Origin of the sequence: Butyrivibrio sp. FCS006, from assembly GCF_000424525.1 — a bacterium.
Taxonomy (GTDB): domain Bacteria; phylum Bacillota; class Clostridia; order Lachnospirales; family Lachnospiraceae; genus Butyrivibrio.
Map to the genome: position 1 here is coordinate 843,764 of NZ_KE384203.1, position 21,105 is coordinate 864,868.

General features: G+C 40.2%; 28 protein-coding genes and 1 tRNA gene. 4 read left to right on the top strand and 25 right to left on the bottom strand.

The genetic code is table 11. The features are described 5' to 3' along the window. Position 1: 1 nt before the first annotated feature. The 7 genes from G633_RS0111150 to G633_RS0111180 all read right to left on the bottom strand — a co-directional run bounded on the left by G633_RS0111150 (position 2) and on the right by G633_RS0111180 (position 3,395). Entirely contained in the window at positions 2–193 is a 192-nt protein-coding gene (locus G633_RS0111150; protein ID WP_022770076.1) for a hypothetical protein, read from the bottom strand. Between the two features lie 33 nt (positions 194–226). Then, a complete protein-coding gene (locus G633_RS0111155; protein WP_022770077.1) occupies positions 227–1,024 on the bottom strand; it encodes a putative ABC transporter permease in 798 nt (265 codons plus the stop codon). A 57-nt stretch (positions 1,025–1,081) separates the two neighbouring features. Continuing rightward, a complete protein-coding gene (locus tag G633_RS0111160; protein ID WP_022770079.1) occupies positions 1,082–1,726 on the bottom strand; it encodes an MBL fold metallo-hydrolase in 645 nt (214 codons plus the stop codon). A gap of 20 nt (positions 1,727–1,746) precedes the next feature. Continuing rightward, entirely contained in the window at positions 1,747–2,301 is a 555-nt protein-coding gene (locus G633_RS0111165; RefSeq protein ID WP_022770080.1) for a thermonuclease family protein, read from the bottom strand. Then, positions 2,276–2,467 (bottom strand): hypothetical protein, encoded by a 192-nt coding sequence (locus G633_RS0111170; protein WP_207638109.1) that lies wholly within the window; start codon positions 2,465–2,467, stop codon positions 2,276–2,278. The genes G633_RS0111165 and G633_RS0111170 overlap by 26 nt, the downstream gene beginning before the upstream one ends. A gap of 137 nt (positions 2,468–2,604) precedes the next feature. Next, on the bottom strand, positions 2,605–3,258 hold the full coding sequence (locus G633_RS0111175; protein WP_026512608.1) for a histidine phosphatase family protein: 654 nt from the start codon (positions 3,256–3,258) through the stop codon (positions 2,605–2,607). 64 nt (positions 3,259–3,322) lie between these two features. Beyond that, positions 3,323–3,395, bottom strand: a tRNA-Ala gene (locus tag G633_RS0111180). 126 nt (positions 3,396–3,521) lie between these two features. Between G633_RS0111180 and G633_RS0111185 the strand changes: the two genes are divergently transcribed. Then, on the top strand, positions 3,522–4,712 hold the full coding sequence (locus tag G633_RS0111185) for a cation:proton antiporter (RefSeq protein ID WP_022770083.1): 1,191 nt from the start codon (positions 3,522–3,524) through the stop codon (positions 4,710–4,712). Between the two features lie 388 nt (positions 4,713–5,100). On the opposite strand, the gene G633_RS0111190 is transcribed toward G633_RS0111185, so the two are convergent. From G633_RS0111190 to G633_RS0111235, 10 genes are all read right to left on the bottom strand, one after another. Further along, complete coding sequence (locus tag G633_RS0111190) at positions 5,101–5,823, bottom strand: hypothetical protein (RefSeq protein WP_022770084.1); 723 nt, start codon at positions 5,821–5,823, stop codon at positions 5,101–5,103. After that, positions 5,813–7,237, bottom strand: coding sequence for an AAA family ATPase (locus tag G633_RS0111195; protein WP_022770086.1), 1,425 nt, complete (start codon positions 7,235–7,237; stop codon positions 5,813–5,815). The genes G633_RS0111190 and G633_RS0111195 overlap by 11 nt, the downstream gene beginning before the upstream one ends. 210 nt (positions 7,238–7,447) lie before the next feature. After that, a complete protein-coding gene (locus tag G633_RS18190; protein WP_051192490.1) occupies positions 7,448–7,780 on the bottom strand; it encodes a helix-turn-helix domain-containing protein in 333 nt (110 codons plus the stop codon). A gap of 373 nt (positions 7,781–8,153) precedes the next feature. Continuing rightward, positions 8,154–8,402, bottom strand: a complete 249-nt coding sequence (locus G633_RS0111205) for a hypothetical protein (protein WP_026519970.1) — start codon at positions 8,400–8,402, stop codon at positions 8,154–8,156. Between the two features lie 167 nt (positions 8,403–8,569). Further along, entirely contained in the window at positions 8,570–9,196 is a 627-nt protein-coding gene (locus G633_RS0111210) for a hypothetical protein (protein WP_026491481.1), read from the bottom strand. A 76-nt stretch (positions 9,197–9,272) separates the two neighbouring features. Beyond that, a complete protein-coding gene (locus tag G633_RS19370; protein ID WP_155832570.1) occupies positions 9,273–9,635 on the bottom strand; it encodes a helix-turn-helix domain-containing protein in 363 nt (120 codons plus the stop codon). 209 nt (positions 9,636–9,844) lie between these two features. Beyond that, complete coding sequence (locus G633_RS0111220) at positions 9,845–10,225, bottom strand: hypothetical protein (RefSeq protein ID WP_026491482.1); 381 nt, start codon at positions 10,223–10,225, stop codon at positions 9,845–9,847. Positions 10,226–10,246: 21 nt separating this feature from the next. Beyond that, entirely contained in the window at positions 10,247–11,203 is a 957-nt protein-coding gene (locus G633_RS0111225) for a hypothetical protein (RefSeq protein WP_026519971.1), read from the bottom strand. Further along, on the bottom strand, positions 11,200–11,628 hold the full coding sequence (locus tag G633_RS0111230; RefSeq protein WP_022770095.1) for a hypothetical protein: 429 nt from the start codon (positions 11,626–11,628) through the stop codon (positions 11,200–11,202). The genes G633_RS0111225 and G633_RS0111230 overlap by 4 nt, the downstream gene beginning before the upstream one ends. 142 nt (positions 11,629–11,770) lie before the next feature. Further along, on the bottom strand, positions 11,771–12,232 hold the full coding sequence (locus G633_RS0111235; protein WP_022770096.1) for a hypothetical protein: 462 nt from the start codon (positions 12,230–12,232) through the stop codon (positions 11,771–11,773). A 62-nt stretch (positions 12,233–12,294) separates the two neighbouring features. Between G633_RS0111235 and G633_RS0111240 the strand changes: the two genes are divergently transcribed. Continuing rightward, positions 12,295–13,380: a serine/threonine protein kinase gene (locus G633_RS0111240; protein ID WP_051200126.1), complete on the top strand. Its 1,086-nt coding sequence runs from the start codon at positions 12,295–12,297 to the stop codon at positions 13,378–13,380. A gap of 295 nt (positions 13,381–13,675) precedes the next feature. Here the strand turns inward: G633_RS0111240 and G633_RS0111245 are convergent, their stop codons facing one another. Together G633_RS0111245 and G633_RS0111250 are read right to left on the bottom strand one after the other, a co-directional pair. After that, positions 13,676–15,898 (bottom strand): EAL domain-containing protein, encoded by a 2,223-nt coding sequence (locus G633_RS0111245; protein ID WP_035771097.1) that lies wholly within the window; start codon positions 15,896–15,898, stop codon positions 13,676–13,678. Positions 15,899–16,073: 175 nt separating this feature from the next. Beyond that, a complete protein-coding gene (locus G633_RS0111250) occupies positions 16,074–16,301 on the bottom strand; it encodes a hypothetical protein (protein ID WP_026519974.1) in 228 nt (75 codons plus the stop codon). A gap of 483 nt (positions 16,302–16,784) precedes the next feature. On the opposite strand from G633_RS0111250, the gene G633_RS0111255 reads away from it, so the two are divergent. Both G633_RS0111255 and G633_RS0111260 read left to right on the top strand, forming a co-directional pair. Continuing rightward, positions 16,785–17,198 carry a hypothetical protein gene (locus G633_RS0111255; RefSeq protein ID WP_022770102.1) on the top strand — a complete coding sequence of 138 codons (414 nt, stop codon included), beginning with the start codon at positions 16,785–16,787 and terminating at the stop codon, positions 17,196–17,198. Positions 17,199–17,237: 39 nt separating this feature from the next. Then, the gene (locus G633_RS0111260; RefSeq protein WP_026519975.1) at positions 17,238–17,459 is read left to right on the top strand and encodes a hypothetical protein; all 222 of its coding nucleotides are present in this window, start codon (positions 17,238–17,240) and stop codon (positions 17,457–17,459) included. Between the two features lie 31 nt (positions 17,460–17,490). Here the strand turns inward: G633_RS0111260 and G633_RS18200 are convergent, their stop codons facing one another. From G633_RS18200 to G633_RS0111290, 6 genes are all read right to left on the bottom strand, one after another. Next, positions 17,491–17,832 carry an iron chaperone gene (locus G633_RS18200; RefSeq protein WP_029232516.1) on the bottom strand — a complete coding sequence of 114 codons (342 nt, stop codon included), beginning with the start codon at positions 17,830–17,832 and terminating at the stop codon, positions 17,491–17,493. A gap of 120 nt (positions 17,833–17,952) precedes the next feature. Next, the gene (locus G633_RS0111270; RefSeq protein ID WP_155828063.1) at positions 17,953–18,186 is read right to left on the bottom strand and encodes a hypothetical protein; all 234 of its coding nucleotides are present in this window, start codon (positions 18,184–18,186) and stop codon (positions 17,953–17,955) included. 124 nt (positions 18,187–18,310) lie between these two features. Then, the gene (locus tag G633_RS0111275; protein WP_026519976.1) at positions 18,311–18,877 is read right to left on the bottom strand and encodes a rhomboid family intramembrane serine protease; all 567 of its coding nucleotides are present in this window, start codon (positions 18,875–18,877) and stop codon (positions 18,311–18,313) included. After that, complete coding sequence (locus tag G633_RS0111280) at positions 18,874–19,341, bottom strand: NUDIX hydrolase (RefSeq protein WP_026519977.1); 468 nt, start codon at positions 19,339–19,341, stop codon at positions 18,874–18,876. The genes G633_RS0111275 and G633_RS0111280 overlap by 4 nt, the downstream gene beginning before the upstream one ends. 395 nt (positions 19,342–19,736) lie before the next feature. Then, positions 19,737–20,378 (bottom strand): alpha/beta hydrolase family protein, encoded by a 642-nt coding sequence (locus G633_RS18205; protein WP_051200128.1) that lies wholly within the window; start codon positions 20,376–20,378, stop codon positions 19,737–19,739. Between the two features lie 112 nt (positions 20,379–20,490). After that, entirely contained in the window at positions 20,491–20,949 is a 459-nt protein-coding gene (locus G633_RS0111290) for an Hsp20/alpha crystallin family protein (protein ID WP_022770111.1), read from the bottom strand. Positions 20,950–21,105 lie beyond the last annotated feature (156 nt).

The window sequence follows — 21,105 nt, forward strand, 5'->3', positions numbered from 1 at the left end:
CCTACTCCATCTCTCCGGTTTCTTTACTGATCCTTATTGTGCTGTCTCCCATAAGCGGCATGATATCCCCGTCTTCTCTGACAAGACCAAGTCCGAAACACCAATACTCCGGATCCTTAAATGAGTTTACAATAACAAGATTATCTGCCAGCTTTTGTTTTAATATTTCTCTGGCTTGTTTCTGATCTATCACGCTAAAACCTCTTCTTTACTTTAAGCTCATTTTTCATTTTCTACTATGATCGCGATGGTCACGGAGGGCAGTCTTAAGACTGTCAAGAACAAGCTCCCTTCCACGATTATGCTCGCTGCTACTATTAAGCAATGGTGTAAAACTTTTAATATTATCTACAATCCTCTTTTGATTGACATTACTTCTTTCTATAAAAGCTCTGCTCCTCTCAATTCTGTTTTTGATATTTTCTGGAATCTCTGCGACTTTATCGTATCTTTCCTGGGCTTTTTCGTTAAATTCGGCGTGGATTTTTTCAACTTCCTCAAGCAGCTGTGAAAGGCTGACTTCTGTCATAGCAAAATCTGCACCGAACAAGATTGCGAAGCATAGGGCAAGAAGCTCATAGATTAGTGGTGGGATAAGCCCTCTTGCAAATGCTATCAGCGGAAGCAGATACTTTATGATAAGAACACCGGCTATCCCAAATGTGCAGCTTACAGGGACGCATATCCTCCCCTGTATATTGAGCGGCATTTTACTGTAATCCCACCATCTGGCATGGAATCTTTTTTCCAGAACCCATGAGGTACCAAATTCTGCTATGGCGCTTCCTATATAACATAGGATAAACAATATCCATACAGGAAAATCAGGTTCCGAAAGCCTTGGAAAAAGTACAAGAACTAATGATGCGCCCACTACACATGAGCCATATATGGGACAGATGGGTCCGAAAAGAAAGCCTCTGTCGGCCCATTTCTTTTCTTTTACAGTGCAGTATATGGATTCCCACACCCAACCCAGAAAGCTGTACAGAATAAATTCGACAAAGTACTGAGAAACAATCATAACTAACCTACAATATCTGCTTTCCTTTAAATATTTCTTTCAGGCGATGCTGAATTTTCATTCGAAATACTGTATCTTCTCTATCACCTTTACAGGAGAAGATACAAGCTTTGCAAATGCCTTCCCATCAGTCTTTTTCCCTACAATACTGCCGTAATGTGTGGGAATTGCATACTCGGGACGAATGATGTTTACGAGCTCTGCAGCTCTTTTAACATCCATCGTATATGTTCCGCCTACAGGGACAAGTGCGATATCACATCTGACTTGCTTTGCCTCTTTTGTTGCGCCGGTATCTCCGGCAATATAGACCCTTTTCCCGTTGATCCGTAAGATATATCCAAGCCATTCTGCCCTTCTTGGATGAAATGGCTTAACTGTATTGTATGCAGGAATCGTTTCAACTTCTAATCCGGATAATTCCTTATAGATCCCTGGTTTTAGGGGAATAATGCTCTTAACTTCTGCAGAGAGTTCCCTGGCATCATCCTCCATTCTTGCCGGGACTACAAGTACTGTGCTGCTTTTTATGACTTTTCTTATGTCCTCGATTGAAAAGTGGTCTGAATGAGAATATGTTATGAAAACGTAGTCAGCATCATGGGGGTCACTTTTCATCTGAAAAGGATCCACATAGATTGTTCTGGTTTTATCTTTTATTCTTATACTGCTTTGCGTAAATACTTCAATGTTATCTAACATTAATTACTATTTCCGTACTTTTAATTAAAAAATCCTGTTCCCCAGAAGCCTGCTTTCTGCTCTTTGGCAATCAGCTCCTGAGCTGCAAACCTCTCTGCGTATTTGGTATTGGGCTCGATCTCCATGGTTTTAGCATATCCGTTTTTTATGAGGAGCTCATTTACCATTGTACTCCCATCGGGGAGGTATACATAAGCCAGAGTTCTTTGGTAGCTGTCAGTTTGTTCCTTGTCATACTCAAGGTAAACACTATTACCTTCAAGGAGGTTTCTGGTATACTCAGATGCCTTATCTCCCTCAGGAGTATTCTCTTTGTAGCCGTCGGAGGCCACGCTTTCCGGAGTGTCTATGCCGATGAGCCTTACATGGACATCGCCACCATCACTTTTAACAATGATCGTGTCACCATCTATGACACTCACCACATCATAAGGGCCATCAAGGTCCTGCGAAACTGAATTGATGGATTGCTTTAAGAGATACGTGATCAAATATATGAGAGCAAGAACTGCCACTGTGGCAATTACGCTCAGAATGTATTTTTTGTTTCTATTCTTCCTCTTCTTCGTCGCCATTAGAAGATGATTCCTTATCTCTTATGCTATCTATTCCGCTTTTGATTGTTTCCTTGATCTTAGCCTTAACTTTTTTCTTGGCCTTCTTCTTAAGAATCTTTAGGACGATCAGAAGGATGATGAGCCCCAGTACGCCGAGAATAATGAAAATATTATCCTTAAGCATTTTTATGGCTTTTTCACGTTGTTTCTTCCTAATGTATTTTTCTATACGTTCTTTCATGACTGTTTCACTCCAGATTCTTTCTATCGATCTTTCCAATATACATATAAGTAGCTCTTTTTATTTTTTGTATCGGCATCTTACTGATCATAGGCGTTGCTGATTAGGTTTTCATCATAATAGACCTTGTCATCTTCTATGAGCTTGGCCTCCCCACCTACGACCTCAATAATGTTTACGCTGCAGTTAGGAGGCGTATGTCCATGCCAGAAAGGCTCATCAGCAGGATAAACTTTTCGGAGCATGGCTCTCAAGGAGCACCCATGCATGAAAATTATTACGTTCTTATCCTGAAGGCTCTTGTCTGAAACAAGTTCATCCCAAAAGGCGCCTGTTCTCTTGCACACATCAAGGATGGATTCTCCGTTTGCTGGTCCTTCATAATGAAAGGGGTCAGAGTAGATCTTCCAAAAAGAGTCGTCACCTATTTCAAAGTTACTTTTAGTACAGCAAAGGCCATCCCATTCGCCAAAGTTTATTTCTTTGAGCCTATCATCTGTGATGATCTTATCAGTTGAGCCGGCTTTGTTCTCTGAAATTATTAGCTGGCCTGTCTCAAATGCTCTTTTTAGAGGGCTAGAGTATGCTGCATGAAAGCAGATATCAGAAAGCTTCTGCCCTGTAATTTTCGCAAGCTCTCTTCCGCTCTCTATCAGCGGTTCATCTATCCATCCCTGGAGCCGCCCTTCGCTGTTTAGTTTTGTTTCACCATGCCTTACTATGTAGATTTTCAATACTCTTTTCTCCTTGAACTTCAATGGGGCAAAAGCCAGAAAAACTCCCTCTAAATATATCAAATGGAGCGTACGGAACTTGACCCCGTGACCTCTTCGCTGCCAGCGAAGCGCGCTCCCAACTGCGCTAATGCCCCATATCATACCTATTATATTGGCTTTTGTCATAAATTACCATATCTAGCGCATGCAGAAAAAACCTTGACTGACTTTGTCAAAAGGAGCATACTCATTCATTAGAATTTACTGAAAGGAGAAAAATAATGGATACAATTCAAATATTAAGAGATCTAGTAATTATAATAGTCAGTGCAAAACTCTTTGGGCTTCTAGCCAGAAAGCTCCACGCCCCTCAGGTGGCAGGCGAAATTATTGCAGGGCTGATCATCGGTCCCACATTGTTTGATCTTGTGGAAGCCGGTGATTTTCTTTCCGGAATGGCTGAAATTGGTGTAATACTGCTGATGTTCAGTGCAGGACTTGAAACAGATATAGATAAGCTGAAGAAATCCGGTATCAAAGCCACAATAATTGCATGTAACGGTGTTGCAGTTCCTCTGGTTCTGGGCGCTGTGTTGTACATGGCTTTTTACGGCTTTGCCGCTCCCGGTTCTACGGAATTTATCAGAGCTCTTTTTATAGGAACAATTCTTACAGCAACCTCCGTAAGCATTACAGTTCAGGTGTTAAAAGAGCTTGGAAAAATATCTACAGATGTTGGAACAACAATAATGAGCGCCGCTATCATCGACGATGTGATAGGAATCGTTGTTCTTACTGCAGTTCTTGGTCTTAAGGATCCTAACGCCAATCTGATTGTCGTTGTTATCAAGACAATTGCTTTCTTTGCTCTTTCTTTTGTTGTAGGAATAGCAATCTTTAAGCTCATGCAAAAAGTTGAACACAAATGGCCCCATACCAGAAGAATTCCAATCATGGGACTGGCACTGGCATTTGCCATGGCCTATGTTGCAGATAGGTATTTTGGAGTAGCAGATATCACAGGTGCATACGTAGCCGGTATAATCTTAAGCTCTTTGGATAATTCTGAGTACATTGACAGAAAAATGGATATTAACTCATATATGATCTTTGGTCCCGTATTTTTTGCAAGCGTAGGACTTCAGACCAATTTAAAGACTGTTGATATGACAATTCTTGCTTTTTCAGCAGCATTTGTAATTGTTGGACTGCTTGGAAAAGTTGTGGGCTGTGGACTTGTTGCAAAACTCCTTAAATATAATACTTCAGATGCGTTAAAGATTGGCGTAGGAATGATGACCAGAGGCGAAGTAGCCCTTATTGTGGCACAGCGTGGTCTTAAAGCTGAAATAATAGACAGCAGATACTTTACAGCTGTAATCCTTTTAATAGTATTAAGTTCAATCCTTACACCGATAATCCTGAAGGCAATGTATGCTTCGGATGAACCCAAAGAAAGACAGACGCAATAATTCCAGTCTGGAGAAATTGGAGCGCATGAAGTTCTCCCCCGTGACCCCCACACTGCCAGTGTGATGCGCTTCCAACTGCGCTAATGCCCCGTATATATCCGTAATCTAAAGCTACAATAGGTGACGACTCTACTTCCGGCCCCAATGATACTCAGCAAACTCTATCTGCTCATGTAGATATGATACGCCTTCTGGTGGGAGCTCATTGATTTTTTGAATGAGGTCTGGAGAAGCAAATCCCATTAGCTCTAGAACACTTATAAATAACTTGCGAGAAAACCCCTCAAACTAGACCCTCAAACCAAACCCTCAAAAACTCCCCATACTAAAAGGGCCTGACCCTCAAGTCAGACCCTCAAAACGCTTGGCAAACCCTCAAAAAGTTTGATTATCCCACTTTTATTATTTTCTTTTTTCTTTCTTCTCTGATTTCTTTAAAGCAAATGCCAAGATTTGACCATCTTTCCAGGGAATGAAGATCTTTCTGAATAAATTCCCAGGATTCTTTGTAGTCATCCGACTTGCAAAAATCAGAATCGATTATGAAACAAAGGAAGCCCTCCAAGTCATCCCTATACTTGATTGCAAAAGTATATGCATCGTCTTCTTTTTCATCATCAGAGCTATTTAGCTTATTGTACAGCACATGATCAAGATTACTTGACATATAATATGCTTTATATGGCACAGATACCCATACGCTATTTAGTGCTGATAACCTTAACATGATTTCACTTTTTTTCTCGTTACGTTTTATTATCTGCTCAGGTCTACACGTTTTTATTTCTTGAAGCGTATATATCGGTTCTTCAGCATTAGCATCTTCTATGACGTGATCTTTTGGAATAAAAGCCCCATCCGTATCAATGATATGGATGACACTCAAAAAATTTTCCTGCTTAAAATGATTTGATTTTGCATAAGCTTTGACAATATTTCCGACTTTGGAAGCAATGTTTTCCGGCTTGGCAGTACTTTCAGAAGTTATATCTCCATGAGTTATTTCTACATGTACCGTATTCTTATCGTACAGTCTGTTAAGAATTACACCCAAAGCACTGTCATCGGAAGGGCCCTCGACTATTACAAAAACTATTTTCTTACGAGCCACTTATCTCACCTGCCTCCCGGAAAGCAAGCGCTATTTCAGCGTTATTCGTATGATCATAAACTTCTTCGTTCTGCTCGCCTAATACTATATCTCTGAAGTAAAAATCTCTCAGGTTATTGTTTTCCTTAACTCCACTCATTCTAATATATCTATTCTTTGGATTTGTTGTTGTAAATGCAATAAATCCTTTATCAAGTGTCTCTAATGGCCTGAGATTGTGAGATGTAAAGATTAACTGTCCCTTTCCTTTCTCCGATAATATCCTAAGGATTTCCCCAAGCAAATATTCAAAAACACCGGAATCCAGCTCATCAATGGCTACCGTAATAGAAGTCTGGTTATAGATTACTATAAGCAACTGTAGAATTGATACAATCTTTTTTATTCCTTCTGACTCATATTTCAGAGGAATCTCTTTATTATTCTTATGTGACATCAGCTGTATTCTGTTTGCAACTTGACCGTCCTGCTGAACAATTTTTCCCAGATCTTTTACACTAATAGTTAGTCCCGGAACTATTTTCTCCAAAACAATATTCATGTCCTGCATGACTTTTTTCACAAGCTCAAGCATTTCCTCGGGAATAATAGAAGTTCCGTCAAGGAGGATAACCATATTGCCAACGGCGCCTTTTTGTGCTTTCTCGTACTTAAAGGCAAGTGGCAGGGCATTCATGCTAATGACACCTGAGTTCGCAGTGTTTATAACAAATAATTCAAAATTACCATAGGTAATTAAGCTTTCTATCATCTGATAATGTCTAAGGAACTCAGTATCATGATTATTGTTACTTCTAGCTCTTATGTTATTTATTAACTCAGGGGAAAAGATAAAGGATCTGGAAGATGCCGAAGCAACCCTCTTTGTAACCAACAAGTCAAGTTTGAGCTTTTTATCATTTCCAATAAGGCATTCACGCTTAGGAGCAGGAAGAAATAACTCGTCTGTCCTTGTATCTATAAGTGTAGATTTCCTCATCTTTTCTGATTTGGATTCATAGGAGTAACTGATAACCTCATCATATACTACTGTTTTATACTTTTCTTTTGTACCCGTAGTAATATCTGAGTTCTGTCCAGTAACATCTTCTTCCTTCTTTATACAAAACTCATAAAAAACCTCATATTCACATTCTTTGTTCTTCACACTAAACACAAATCTGAGTTTTGCAAAATCCGCATCAACCTGTATGTAATCTGCAAACATAGGTGGTATTCGTTGGCCACAAAGGTTGTATTTTAGCAGAAGAATAGCGTCAATGAGCGCCGTCTTACCTGAACCATTCTGCCCATATATCCCTAGTATACTAGTTCGATATGCTTTCCTCGTGTTTACTAATTCAACCTGCCCTGATATCACGTTCTTGAAGTTCTCAATGGATATTCCAGTGATTCTTACATCAAGCTTAGACATCTTTCACCTCCACCAATTTTGACAAAAGTCGATACATAGATAGAATACCACTCATTTGGCAAAACGTCAATATGAATGATTCGTTCGATACATTTTGTATCGATATCAGCTTTCGTCGTAACATTTTATAGTCGATTACCCAAAGTCAAATTACATGCCATCTCATACACACCTCATATTGACATCCAAATTGCCTTCAGAATTCTATAATCACAGCTTTGCCAGAGCTTTAACCTGCTCGATGGCAACTTTCCTAACTAAACCCTTCCTTATTGAAAAGAATGCTTTCAGTATCTCATCCGTCTCTATTTTCCTTTCCATGCGTTCCTTATCATCCTGTCCGAAGATAATCCAGTCAGCTGACACGTCAAAGAGCTCAGCATACTCTCTTATCATTGTTGGAGACAGTGTCCTTTTCTCCATCTCCAACTCCGATACAGCGCTTCGGCTTCCAAGGTGAAGCTTTCTTGCCAGTTCCTCCTGGCTCATGTTGCTCCTTGTTCTAAGCAGTCTCAGTCTTTCTCCGATGTTCTTTGTTTCCATTTCATTCTCCTTTTCCGGAGCCTGAAAACGAAGACACAACCCGCCTAGAGCAATTTCGTTCGCATCAAAAAAGAAGCCTGCAAAACGGTAATGAAACAAAACCATAAAAGTTATGGTCACATCTCCGTTTTGCAGACTCCTTGGTGCTATTTTTATTTTCAGCATATACAGCTCTAGGCAAACTCTTGGCACATGAGCGGGGCTCGTTCGACTTACGCCTCCTCATTTGGTTTCTATTTACATATAGAAGAACCCCACATTATTCTTTACTGCGATTCAGCCCTTCGTTCACATATACCTCAAACTATTCAGTTTTCAAACTTACAACAACAGCCCGATATCTTCCCCATGATGTCTGAGCTCAAAGCCAATACTATAACCTACTGATATTTCGCGTTGCTACTTCCCTGCATTCCCTGGCATATTTGTTCCTCATTAGAATAGCTTCCTTAATATCTTCCTCAGATGCCGGATGAGCGGAGTAGCCTCTGTTCTTAACACTTACCCTAAGCCACTCCCCGCAATTTGGACATTGCAGGCATCCCTTGACAACCTCAACATGCATCATGACGTAGCCACAGTTTGTGCATCCCCCATGAACTAACGTTTTTTCTGAATTCATATAATACTCACTCCTTTCATACAACAGTGCATATTATATGTAGAAAAAACTAATACGTCAGCACGAAAAAATTTGAACAGTTTAGGAACAACAATAGAACAGCCACAGAACACTTCCCGTACAACTCCATCAATCATAGTGCCTCAATTCCAGAATTCATGCCACTTTCAGTCTTCTTTAATTCCGCACACATTGTCATCATCTTCTTCATTCTCATCATGTTCATCATCATCATTATCATTAGCCGGTTTCACTATACCTGCGATGATGTCTTCCTGCTCTCTTCGAGAAGCATAGATCCAAATGAAAAGCCCGAATAGCTTGATAGCTTCTCTTTTCCTATAATCGATCACATCATCCGAAACGTTTACTTCATCAGCAAGCTGCTCATTAGTCATAGGATCGTCATCTGTGAAATATGCGCTCCAAAGAATCTTTTTATACAGTTCTCCCTTATAGCTGAAATCCGCAACCATATCCAACAGCCCAATCAACTTATCCCAAAGCCACGGCGCCCTTACAGCCTTATACACAAAAGTCGTCTGTGCCTCATTATGCTTTTTCCTATCCTTCTTCATCAACTTGAGGAATTCTCTTCTCAACTCCTGCTTATTTTTCAGAATCTCTTTTTCAGTCATTGGCGGCAGTTGTAACATTAATGGATTAAATGATTTCCTACGATCCTTATACTCTTCTAACATTTTCCTCGTCATATCAAGTACCACTGCCGGATCCAATCCAAAGCTTTTTATGTAAAAATCGATGCGTTGTTCCAATGTTGTCCTCCTCGGCATTTTATTTCCTCCATATCCTCATAAAAAAACAGGGTGACTGGTCATTCCCAATCACCCTGCGGCATTAGCTTTTTGTTTATTCAGACTTTTTCTGTTTTGAGACATGCAATTTTTGTTCAAGAGATTCTCTTGCATCATTTTCAGATGCCACCACCAAACCTTCAAGATAGCCCTCAGCAGCTTTCCTATTTGCTGCGCTTAGCTTACGTAAATAAGCCACAATTCTCGCTTCCTGTGGTGTTAAAGGCATATTCTCGGAAGTGCTCATATCAAAAGAACTAAAATCTCCAAAAGTCATCCCAAAAGCCGCACAGATACTGTTCATCAATTCCATTTTAGGGAATGTATCTCTTTTAAAAATATCTGTTATTGTAGTAGTTGTTACGCCTGCCTCTTTTGCCAGCCTGTAATATGTCCACTTACGATCATCCATCAGCATCTGAATCCTGTTTTGCACTTCCCCTACCGTCACGGATTTATCTCCTTTCCAAACGAAAGCGATCACTCCATTATTGTAGAAGAATGGTCGTGCTCAAAAAATCAGCCAGTGTCTACTAATAGTCGTTCATAGCGTACTATCCTATAAAATGGGAAAAGACCTCAAACGAGGTCTTTTCTGAAACTACTACATGAATTTTTTGTTAAATATTATTGCGATTCATCATTAGTTACTTCAGTTTTCTTCTTTCCTGTGACAATTGCTATTACTGCAACTGCGGCGTTAATCAGGCACCATCCTGACCATATTACCAGATCGCTATAATTACCATGTCCGGCAAACCCTATCAGCGCTGCAAGTCCAAAGATAATAATAAGTGCTATATTGCCACCTTTTCCGGAACTCTTTCTTGTAGCGATAGAAACAATTCCGCCAGCAAGCATCAGGATAGCAACTATGATTCCGGCAGATCCCGACGAACCTCCATTCTCCTCAAGCGCATTTACCACGCCTGCTGCACAAGACTGGAATGCCACAATTATAAAGAATACAATTGTCAAAATCCCTGCCACCAACTTCCAAATTTTCATAAATCCTATTCTCCTTTTACTTTAGAACTTAATTGTTATAACATCCGAATCAAAAACTGTATCCCAAGATTTCAGGTCAAAGATATGGAAGAACAGCTCAACATCGGTGATATCCGTTATTCCATTCTCTTCCAGGCTTGAATTGAAGAATGTTACCGCACTTATTGCTTTCTTCCCAGCAACTACATCTTCAGACATGGAAGAATCTACCATGAATCCATTTACCGATACATCCCTTACCTGGACAGTAATGTCCTGATCAGAGTTGTTCTCTATATAAAGGATGACTCCTGGACCGAAGAAAGAATTTTTATCAGAAAGGCCCTTGCCTACAATCTTCACTCCATTTGTATCTACCAGGACTTCACCAGAGTCATCGTAATTCTGAACGTATCCTTCTGCGACGGATGTATCAATTTTTATCACATCCGTATCTACTATCTCATCCCAGCTCTCTGAATCAAAGATATGGAACAAGAACTCCATGGTCGCAATCTGCTCAATACCGCATTCCTTAAGTCCTGACGTCTGGAATGTCAGTCCATCATTTGCTTTCTTACCAGCAGCCACATCAGCAGACATCATAGTTTCAACCATGTAGCCATTTACGTTTGCATTTCTGGCCTGTACCGTAATGCTCTTTGCAGAATTATTCTCAATCAAAAGTGTAAGCTTTGTTCCTGCCCATGAATCCTCAATGCCTGTCGCTGTGATCTTGATATCATTGTCATCAAAGAGAACCTGCTCTTCAATTGTTACAGCCGGAGTCTCTTCCTTTTTTTCTTCCTGAGCCTGCTCTGCCGCACCTGCCTCCGTACCACCTGTATCTGATTCTTCACTTCCTGAATCAGAGGACGTTGTAACACTGGATATCTGCTTATCACCATCAGAACTTGAAGATGAACCACTTCCAATCGCCATGCCTGCAAAAAGCACAAGACAGAGTAATACAGGTAACCATTTCATTTTGTTTTTCATATATTGCTTGCCTCCTCATATTGTTTTTTTATAATAAGCGCAGCAATTGCTTCAGCTGTTGCCTCGACCAATATATCAATTACATCAAATGTTCCCGGGATTACTGGGGAGAGCTGAATAACCTCCATGACTGCAGAAAACACTACTGCAATCACAAAAGCTGTTTTAACTCTTGCTGCATTACTACCTACTGCTAAATACAAAGCAAAAACTAAAGCGTATGCCCAAAGGATATCTGACATGTAATACCTGACGAGCCTGGCAAGACCTCCATCGATATTACCTATCCCTGTAAGTATGGCCATTCCCCAAATTGACCTGACTGCCTCCACGAAAATCACATCCGTAGATGTGAACCAATAGATCACTGCCCCAACAAGCAGTGGAAAGATAATGTTAAAAATACAAAATGTTTTTTTCTTCATATGATGCCTGCTTTCTTATTGAAAAACACGGCATATAATCCGTATCAATGTTACGTTTTAAACAAAATAACGTAACCTTTAAATCATTATAACAAGGAGTTTTTCTCTCCGTTGCCCCTGTTACGGCGGCAATTTTCAATAATTATTCCTGTACTCCACTTGTCCTTAAAGGCAAGTATCCATGCTCCTTAAGAAGTCCATTCACATCAATGATGCTTCCTGGTCTTTCATTGAAAACAATCATGATCAGTGCATCTCTCTCATCCTTGGCATAGAGCTCGGACATTCCATATTTCTTCAGTGCCCTCTGTGTTTCAGAAAGAGTAAATTCTGCAGCATAGCAAAGCCTTAAAATTACATCTCTCTGCTTAGTATGCTTTTCACCGGAAAGGAGCTTATAACCATATCGCTCCGGTACATCGGCGTTAAGGAATACTGTCTGCTGCGATATTCCTTTTTGAGCCATCAACCCCTTAACATATGTGGAGAACGAATTTGAAGCTGAGAGCATACTGTCCCTGTTATCCTCCACAAAACTGTCATAGTCTGACAGATGTGTTTTTCCTAAAACCTTCTCAAGTTCTTTAGTCTCTTTTTCCTGCATATGAACCTCCAAACAGTGATAAAATATAAGCATCAACAGTTGTTCCGAAAGGGGATGTATTAGTGGATCTTGAACAGCGCCTTTCAATTTCATATTACAAAGTGGTGGCCACCATCAATGAGCCTCATAAGATCTACCTTGTCCAACATCAGGACACAGGTAAATTTTTTGTAAAAAAAGTACTGGATGTATATTCAATAGATGTATATAAATACCTAAAGGAAAACCCGATAGTCGGAATTCCACAGGTAATCGATTATTTCGAAGATAATGGCACTCTTACCGTGATTGAAGCATTTGCTCCCGGAACAACGCTTAAGGAAATCATTGAATCGGGAAAACTATCCACAGAGCAAATAGGTCATTATATGATCAACCTCTGTGATATTCTGGAAAAGTTGCATTCTCACAATCCACCTCTGATACACAGAGATATCAAGCCATCAAACATCATAATCACTCATTACGATAATGTGATGCTTCTGGACTTCAACGCCGCAAAATACAGATCTTCTGATCAAGACCGCAGTTCAGATACAGTACTACTTGGCACTCAGGGGTATGCTGCACCTGAGCAATATGGTTTTGGTGAGTCCTCACCACAAACAGATATATACTCACTTGGCATTATCCTTAAAGAAGCCTCTGAATTCCTTGCAATTAACACCCACAAGTTTGATTCCATAATCAGTAAGTGTACTCAGATGGATCCGTCCAGACGTTTTCATTCTGTAAAAGAGCTAAAGGTTGCTCTCATGAAAGCTCTGGGCAATGACCTATCATCAGAAGCTGAACAAGTATCTCTGACATCAGTCCTTCCGCCAGGATTCAGAACCATGACTCCCGGCAAGATGATAGTGGCAATTCCGGTCTATATAATGGTCTTCTGGCTGTGCTTGTCATTAGAAGTAAAAAACACGTTTGGACCGGCACTATGGCTTGAACGGATATTCCTCCTACTGATCATGCTCGGTGACATTCTAATCGGCTACAACTACCTGGGAATACAGAAGATATTCCCACCCTGCAGGAACAGCAACAAATTCATACGCGCAATCGGCGCTGTAGGTCTAATAGCCATTTACACTATTGCCATGTTTTTCCTACTGATGTTCCTGGAAATAATCATTTTCCATCCCGGTAGTTGAAATATATCACAAAGCGTTTGCGTCCGTTGCCACTGTAGCGGTGGCAACTTTTTTACTATTAAGCAAAAAGGAAGACAGCTACTGCCATCTCCCCATCTATATGTCACCCAACAAATAACTTCATATGCAGCTCATCTGCATCTGATGACTATATCCTAGCGCACAAGGTGTCCAATAACCACACCTAGGTTGTCGAACTTGCGTTTGTCATCTTCCTATGGCCATCACAAAAAAGGTGCCCTAAACTCTATGTTAGGGCACCAATTTTACTTTTGCCTATTAAGCCATTCGTACATTATTTCAAATCTGATTTCTTTTCAAATCCATCAAGTTTCTCAAACTCATCTACCGGCATGGGCTTGTAGAAGTAATACCCCTGCATTTCCTCACATCCAATGCTTCCGAGGAAATCTGCCTGTTCCAATGTCTCCACACCCTCTGCGATGAGGGAGGTTCCAATAGCTTGGAGCATCTGAACCATGTAGCTAAGTATCGTCCGCCCCATCTTTTGATCTCCAGAGCCTGTGATGAATCGAAGATCAAGCTTAATTCGATCTAAAACTACTTCTTTTAACATATTTAGTGATGAGTATCCGCTACCGAAATCGTCCATCTCAACTTCAAAGCCAGCCTCACGAAGCTTAGCGGTGGTCTTTATGATGACATCTGAGTTCTCAACATATGCGCTTTCCGTTATCTCAATACGAAGCTGCTTTGGCGACAGGTTATAGAACTCTTTTAAAGTATTAAAATGCTCTGCCACATCGGGGTTCTTTACAATATCTTGTCTTGAAAGGTTTACAGACACACAAATATCTCTACCCTGTTCATTCCAACGTCTTAAGTCTTTGCATACAGTGTCCCACACATGACAATCAAGATCGTAGATGAGCCCTGCCTCCTCAAGAATAGGAATAAATTCTCCAGGAGAAATATTCCCATTCTTTTTACTGTTCCACCGGCAAAGAGCCTCTGCACCTGTTATCTTTCCTGTCTTATAGTTTACCTGTGGCTGATACCATACCTGTATTTCCCCTGACTCAACAGCTGCAGGAAGACGGCTTACTATTCCTGCGCTTTGCTTACCTCTGTCCCACTGCGTTGGATTATAAAACTCAAATCCTTCTTTCTTGGTTTCTCTTACTTTTCTCTCGGCAATACGGGCATAGTCGAGCATCTTATCTACGTTTATATCCTTATAGTCATCCGGCATAAGAACATATATGCCGGTGCATAACCTTACAATGAAGTCTTTGCCGCGATCTTTTAAGTAATTACGGACAGGGGCTAGAACATATTTTTCATCCTGAAGAATCTGCTCATTGCCACCCATGCAGCGAAGAATTACAAAGTGGTCTCCATCATACCTTCCAATGGCCTCTTTATCCGTAAGAATTTCAAGACTTCTCTCTGTCCAGAACTTTAGCAGCTCATCTCCCACTTTCCATCCAAAGCTGTCGTTGATAAACTTGAAGTCCTTTATGTTGTTATACGATATCGTATATGCCGTATCTGGGTTATTGATAAGGAGTTCCTCAACCTTTTTCCTGAAACCATTGTGACTAAGTACGCCGGTGAGAGGATCGATATCCTCCATTAGTCGCATCTTTTCCTTCTGTTCTTCGAAATATGATTTCTGTCTTAAGACAATCATAATAACAAGCGCAATAAAAAGAATAGTCCCGACAATAAGGAAATACTTATATTGATACAGGTAATCCCAGAAAGAGTACACATATAGATCTCTAGTAGTGTAATCAAGGGCTATAGCCTGCTTTTTGGTTTCAGGAATAGCTGTAATTCCTTCATTTATAAGTTCAATGCGTTTTCTTCCCTCTGCGGTATCAAGAGTGCCGGCACGAAAATCCATTGAAAACATGGCAGAAGGCTGTACTTTAAGATCCTTATAGGATGGTTTTTGAAGCACATAGCTCCAAGTATATGAGTTATGCAAAAGTGCATCTACTTCGTTTTTTCTAAGCGCCTTAATGCAGTCAGCCATGGAATCGTAAAGGATTATCGTTATTCCAGGGTATAACTGTTTTACAGTTTCTGCGACCCCGCCCTGTGATTTTAACATTCCGATTCTAATGGCACTTATGTCAGAAATAGACTGTTTACCAATATTGACAATGGTAAATGGGGTTTGTATGAGATTTTCTGATACGATGGTTGCGTCCCCAGATGCGCTTGTAACAGCACTGCCAAAGGGCATAACCAAGTCATACTCAGTATTATCAAGAGCTTCTTTAAGATTAGGTTCACTTATGGCCTTGAATACGACCTCAAAACCAGCTTCCTTAGCGGCTGATTTCATGAGATCTACTCCGATTCCTACGATTTCACCGGAATCGCTGTCAATGTAAAACATAGGACACCTGTCTATTGGCACTCCAATTGTAAATTCGGTAGCTTGGGAATCTGTTGATGCAGAAACAGGCATCAAAAAGATACACATAGAGATTACCAGGAAAAGAACAACTATGCTCATAGATTTAAAGATCCACTTTAAGTCCATAATACCCCCACCTAATCTATTACCTTTACTATAAGATAACTCCTACTTAATTCTAACACTATTATGTAAATATTCGCTAAAATATGAATAACAAATCGATAAATGCTTCTATATAACTGAATTTCTCAATAAAAAGCTCCACCGCATCTCTGCAGTGAAGCCCATTTGTCCATATTCAGTTAAACGCCTGTCTACCTACAATTCTGTAGCTTTTATTCCACTTCTGCTCTACACCTCTCCAGCTGTATGTGAGTTCACCATCAGGATACAGGCATATCGACTTTGATGTTATCTCAGAAGGGTTATCTTTTGAGTCATAATATGCTCCTCCACTTGCCCTCTGGGACATCTTTTTGTAAACGAAACCATCAATAGTTATTACTTCCGGGAACTGTGTGATCATGATCACTCTCCATTGGAACAAATAAAGTTTACGGGTTTCTTATACATAATATTGTAGTACCACTATTGTCATAATACAAGATAGTGTATTTAATTATTCATAATGTTCAGACATCACCTATCCATCCTGTGAACAATATGGCACAGGAAGAGGCGAGTCTATCGAATATTTGGAAAGCTCTTTTTGAGCTATTTCGTGGGAGGTTTGCTGCCAGTAAAAATGCCTGCTGGCAGCATATGTGTTATGAAAATATGTGTGGGGGGAAAACATCTCTGTTCCTTATGGATACATATTATATATGCTGTCTTAAAATATCCTAAAAATGATATGTAGAAATTGTGTTCATTAAAATGCTATTATTCGTTCTCTAAAAAAGTAAAATAAGCCGGCTTATCACACTACATCTGTCATATATTTTCGCTATACTCTGCTCTACCATAATATTAGTAATAGTTCACCTTAGACACTTATGGAGGAACAGTTATGTACGACATGAGAACAAGAGAGATACAGGAGGCAATAGAAGCTGCTGATGTGGCACTTGACCATCTTGAAAGGGCAAAAAGAAGCCTCTCAAGCGCAAGTGGATGGGGACTTTTTGATACTCTTGGAGGCGGATTTATCAGTGGTCTGATCAAGCACGGCAAAATGAGCGATGCTGAGCATGAAATAAACGAAGCAAAGAAAGCGCTAGCCAAGTTTTCCAAAGAACTTCGTGACGTTGACGGATATTCATCAGTTCATATTAATGGATTTTTGACATTCGGTGATCTTTTCTGCGACGGATTCCTCATGGATGTAATTGTACAGTCCCAGATAGGGAAAGCGAAAAGAGAATGTGAAAATGCCATATCTCAGGTTACAAAAATCCGTAATGACCTAAAAAGAATGCTTTAATTTTTTTACTATAATTATGTATTAAAGGGGATTTCACAAATGGAAAAACTTGAATCACAAATCGCAGAATTTGTCGGAAATTATACGCGAAGACATGGATATCCGCCAACTGTAGAGGAGCTTATAAACACGTTTGGTATCTTCCATATCATGTGTGTGATGTTTTATGTGCTGAGCCTGTACAGAATTGGTATGATTAGAAACTCACTGTTCTTTGGAACTGGCAATCTTCAGCTCATTACAATGAGGCTTAGTAACTGAGGGGGCTTTAACTAAGCCCTCTTAACATTTTTCATTCAACGGCATTTTGTTCGTAGCTCCACTTTGCAATTTCAGCTATAAGTTCGTATGGAATCTCTTTGTTATATGGAAACTGTATAGCACCTTTGCTGGTATTAAAATCAGTAAGCCTTCCGGCGAATGCTTCTATTGCATCAGGACCGGGATAAATTCCTAAGTGTTTCTTTGCCGGAGCAAAATGTATTATGTTTTTACCCTTTCTGAATGTCGGCATATTCCATGAAATACACTCTTCTGCATCAGGAATGGCTTCCCTGATTGTTTTATATACGTCATTAAGAATCTCTTTGATCTTTGGATCCGACTGTAAATTGATAAAATCAGTGATTGTCATGCACTTTCCCTCTCTATTAAGCATTTCTAGGGCAACGCTCTATATTTAACAACCATATCCTCGTTTTTGTCAATAAAAAACTCCCCCACTACCCATGAATAGCGAAAGAGTTAATTATATTTAGTATTCCTGCGAATCCAAGTATTCTTCTGAAATATACTTCTCTATTTCCGCATATCCCTTTTCACCTATTCCCTTTATACTTCCAAGTGTACCCTTGTTGTATATATGTATTAGGGCAAAAACATCGGTTATATTGTTTCTGCGCAGAGCCCAGCATGTCCGGTTGCAGAAGCCACAGGACTCAATTGCTCTTTCTTTGTATATATTCTTTTCCGTAATTCTTTTTCCCACTTTTGTTTCCTCTGCTACATCAGGTCCCAAAAGCATTATATCAACGTATTATAAACCCATAATAAACGTTATATTATATATAAATTAACTCGCAGCTCCCTATGTAAAAACTGGTAAGTTTTAGTTAATAACCATAAGAATATAAACTGACCAAAACAAAGCCGCATATAATTCCAACTATCAGTCCGGTAAAGTGTCCGATTGAGTCTATCCTCTTTGATGTAGTCATTGCGATAAGAAGGATTATTGTCGGTATAAGAGATCTTATGCCTCCAAACCCAAACACTCTAAATGCGATCACCATATATATCCCCAATAGACCGCATATCACTCCGGATGCTCCAATGGAATATGTAAAAGGCGAGCCTTTTTTATGGAAACGTGCGGAAAAATACCCTCCGAACAGCATGATTACGATGTAACATATAGAATATAGTTTTGTAGAAAGGACATGCTCAAGGACTGTTCCAATGTTATAAAGCGAGTACATATTACAGGCAAGATGCAACACTTCCTTCTGGGTAAACGCACTGCTCACTATCCTGTAATACTGTCTGTTCTGTATAGTATCCATATATGAAGATCCGAGCATTTTTACATCAAACGCCCGAAGGTTTACCAAGGCAAATATAATGATATTGATCCCAATGATGACAATAGTTGCGGGAGAATTAATAAATATGCTGTTCATTTAACTTCTACTTCCTTTATGCCTTTAGCCCAATCAAGAATCGGTCTTGCGTCTGGAACAAACAGCTCCTTTGGAATAGTATCTCTGTCAAAGAATCTATGCTCCAATGCTTCACCATCGGGAACCGATATTTCTCCCGAATAATTTGTCGTAATAAAAATAACGGAGAGTGAATATACCACGTCTCCGTTAGGATATTGTATTTTCCTGTCGGAACCTGAATATAGTCCAAAGAGTTTTAAATCCGAAACAAGGATTCCAGTTTCTTCGTTCAGTTCTCTTATTGCTGCTTCTACATATGTTTCTCCAGGTTCAAGAGCCCCACCTGGTACACACCACTGTCCGGTGTCACTCCTTCTCTGAAGAAGAAGCTCTCCCTTTTCGTTTTCTATTAACACGCCACATCCGACAGTCATAACCAGATCATGACCTACGTGCTTTCTCATTTCTGCAATATAATTCATCTGTTCATTCTCCCATCACCCTTGATGAATCTATTTCCAATCGCTTACAATCCTCTTTATTTCTGTAAAAACAAAATGATCAGTTAAAGCATGGCTGAGAAGTCGTCACATGATTCGACTTTTCAGCCTTTAATCTGCCCTATTGGGGTTCTTTAGGTTTTCACAGTCCGGAGGCGAATTTACCAGGTCATTGTTTCTGACCTTACAGGAAGCATTCCGGCAATCCCTGCATCTAAAGCTCACATGGTTGCCATACATCCTCTTACATGACAGTGAGCAGAACATAGCTCCTCCATGTTGGGCTGTAAACGTCCTTCCACAATTAACACACAATCTGGGAACATTTCTCGCCATAGCATCTCCTGCTTAGCTTGAGGGAAATTGTGACCTTACCTCTATTTTAAGCCTGCTATTCCCTCATAAATCTTTACAAACTCGATGGACATCTCTCTTGCATTAACGCTATCCTGCCCGTCAAATCCATTGCCTGCACCACGTATCTCTTTAAGCGTGGCATATCCATAGTTGGCTGCAGCTTCCCTTGAATACTCTATTGGCACCACGTCATCCCGGTCCCCATGTATAAGAAGAACCGGCTTCCCAAAGCCTCTTTGGAGCTGCTTAACATCTATATTCTTTGCGACATTATCATATTCAGCAGTTATTTCCCTGCCAAACATGCTCGAATTTCCTGTTTCCAGTCTTTTTCTGGCATCGTCCGGTATGACAAATGCCGGATACCACAGGATAAGACCCTTTATATCACTTTTCCTTCTTGCGCCAACAATGGCCGATACAAAGCCGCCCTGGCTTTCACCCTGGAGATATATGGCTTCGCTATTGATATACGGGAGCTCTATTACAGTATCAAGCACTGCATCAAGATCGGCAGCTTCCGTCTCAATAGTCATATTTTTCATATCTCCGTCACTTGTGGATGCTGTTCCACCTCCACAGAAGTCGAAAAACACGCAAACAATCCCACTTTCTGCAAAACCTTCCCCATGATGGATGCGTAATTCTTTTAATCTGCTCATTTATTAAACTCCTCGTACAATGCTTTTTTCCTTTAAATTATAACATTCTGAGGTGTTTAGTAGAAAAGGCACCCGGTACTGATTGTACCGGGTGCCTTAAAATAAAGCTTTTTCATCCTTCAATAGCTATCAGATTCTTTTCCGGGATCTTCTTTTCCAGGGCTTTCTTAGGAACTGTCACCGTAAGAACTCCGTGCCTGTAGGTTGCCTCGATATCGCCCTTCTCTACATTGTCTCCAATATAGAAGCTCCTTGTCATGGATCCTGCATATCTCTCCTGACGGATAAGTTTGCCCTTCTTGTTCTCGTCCTTATCAAGGCCCTTTGCTGCGCTGATGGTAAGATAGCCGTTATCAAGTTCTACTGTTATCTCTTCCTTCTTGAAGCCTGGCAGGTCAACTGATACTTCGTAGTTATCATCCTTTTCCCTGATATCGGTCTTCATCATCCTGTTTGCTTTTCTTCCATAGAGCTTACGCTCCATGTTCCTCTCCATGTCGTCAAATTCATTCATTGGGAATCCAAACAGATCATCGATAAAATTCTCTTCAAAAATACTGGGTGCTAACATAATACATACCTCCTTTGCATCAAAAACATTATCTATGTTAATGAGCAATGGGACGGAGGGTTTAGATCTTAGGAAAGTTAAGTCCTAACGGTCTTCTCTGTTCCTTTGTTCTACAAACACTATAACACCGCAATTAGCACTCGTCAACCGAGAGTG

What these genes read in the sequence shown, in the direction of transcription:
- G633_RS0111155 (WP_022770077.1), bottom strand. Translation starts at nt 1,024, where the DNA reads ATGATTGTTTCTCAGTACTTTGTCGAATTTATTCTGTACAGCTTTCTG.
- G633_RS0111160 (WP_022770079.1), bottom strand. Translation starts at nt 1,726, where the DNA reads ATGTTAGATAACATTGAAGTATTTACGCAAAGCAGTATAAGAATAAAA.
- G633_RS0111165 (WP_022770080.1), bottom strand. Translation starts at nt 2,301, where the DNA reads ATGGCGACGAAGAAGAGGAAGAATAGAAACAAAAAATACATTCTGAGC.
- G633_RS0111170 (WP_207638109.1), bottom strand. Translation starts at nt 2,467, where the DNA reads ATGCTTAAGGATAATATTTTCATTATTCTCGGCGTACTGGGGCTCATC.
- G633_RS0111185 (WP_022770083.1), top strand. Translation starts at nt 3,522, where the DNA reads ATGGATACAATTCAAATATTAAGAGATCTAGTAATTATAATAGTCAGT.
- G633_RS0111195 (WP_022770086.1), bottom strand. Translation starts at nt 7,237, where the DNA reads ATGTCTAAGCTTGATGTAAGAATCACTGGAATATCCATTGAGAACTTC.
- G633_RS18190 (WP_051192490.1), bottom strand. Translation starts at nt 7,780, where the DNA reads ATGGAAACAAAGAACATCGGAGAAAGACTGAGACTGCTTAGAACAAGG.
- G633_RS0111205 (WP_026519970.1), bottom strand. Translation starts at nt 8,402, where the DNA reads ATGAATTCAGAAAAAACGTTAGTTCATGGGGGATGCACAAACTGTGGC.
- G633_RS0111210 (WP_026491481.1), bottom strand. Translation starts at nt 9,196, where the DNA reads ATGCCGAGGAGGACAACATTGGAACAACGCATCGATTTTTACATAAAA.
- G633_RS19370 (WP_155832570.1), bottom strand. Translation starts at nt 9,635, where the DNA reads ATGCTGATGGATGATCGTAAGTGGACATATTACAGGCTGGCAAAAGAG.
- G633_RS0111220 (WP_026491482.1), bottom strand. Translation starts at nt 10,225, where the DNA reads ATGAAAATTTGGAAGTTGGTGGCAGGGATTTTGACAATTGTATTCTTT.
- G633_RS0111225 (WP_026519971.1), bottom strand. Translation starts at nt 11,203, where the DNA reads ATGAAAAACAAAATGAAATGGTTACCTGTATTACTCTGTCTTGTGCTT.
- G633_RS0111230 (WP_022770095.1), bottom strand. Translation starts at nt 11,628, where the DNA reads ATGAAGAAAAAAACATTTTGTATTTTTAACATTATCTTTCCACTGCTT.
- G633_RS0111235 (WP_022770096.1), bottom strand. Translation starts at nt 12,232, where the DNA reads ATGCAGGAAAAAGAGACTAAAGAACTTGAGAAGGTTTTAGGAAAAACA.
- G633_RS0111245 (WP_035771097.1), bottom strand. Translation starts at nt 15,898, where the DNA reads ATGGACTTAAAGTGGATCTTTAAATCTATGAGCATAGTTGTTCTTTTC.
- G633_RS0111250 (WP_026519974.1), bottom strand. Translation starts at nt 16,301, where the DNA reads ATGATCACACAGTTCCCGGAAGTAATAACTATTGATGGTTTCGTTTAC.
- G633_RS0111255 (WP_022770102.1), top strand. Translation starts at nt 16,785, where the DNA reads ATGTACGACATGAGAACAAGAGAGATACAGGAGGCAATAGAAGCTGCT.
- G633_RS0111260 (WP_026519975.1), top strand. Translation starts at nt 17,238, where the DNA reads ATGGAAAAACTTGAATCACAAATCGCAGAATTTGTCGGAAATTATACG.
- G633_RS18200 (WP_029232516.1), bottom strand. Translation starts at nt 17,832, where the DNA reads ATGACAATCACTGATTTTATCAATTTACAGTCGGATCCAAAGATCAAA.
- G633_RS0111275 (WP_026519976.1), bottom strand. Translation starts at nt 18,877, where the DNA reads ATGAACAGCATATTTATTAATTCTCCCGCAACTATTGTCATCATTGGG.
- G633_RS0111280 (WP_026519977.1), bottom strand. Translation starts at nt 19,341, where the DNA reads ATGAATTATATTGCAGAAATGAGAAAGCACGTAGGTCATGATCTGGTT.
- G633_RS18205 (WP_051200128.1), bottom strand. Translation starts at nt 20,378, where the DNA reads ATGAGCAGATTAAAAGAATTACGCATCCATCATGGGGAAGGTTTTGCA.
- G633_RS0111290 (WP_022770111.1), bottom strand. Translation starts at nt 20,949, where the DNA reads ATGTTAGCACCCAGTATTTTTGAAGAGAATTTTATCGATGATCTGTTT.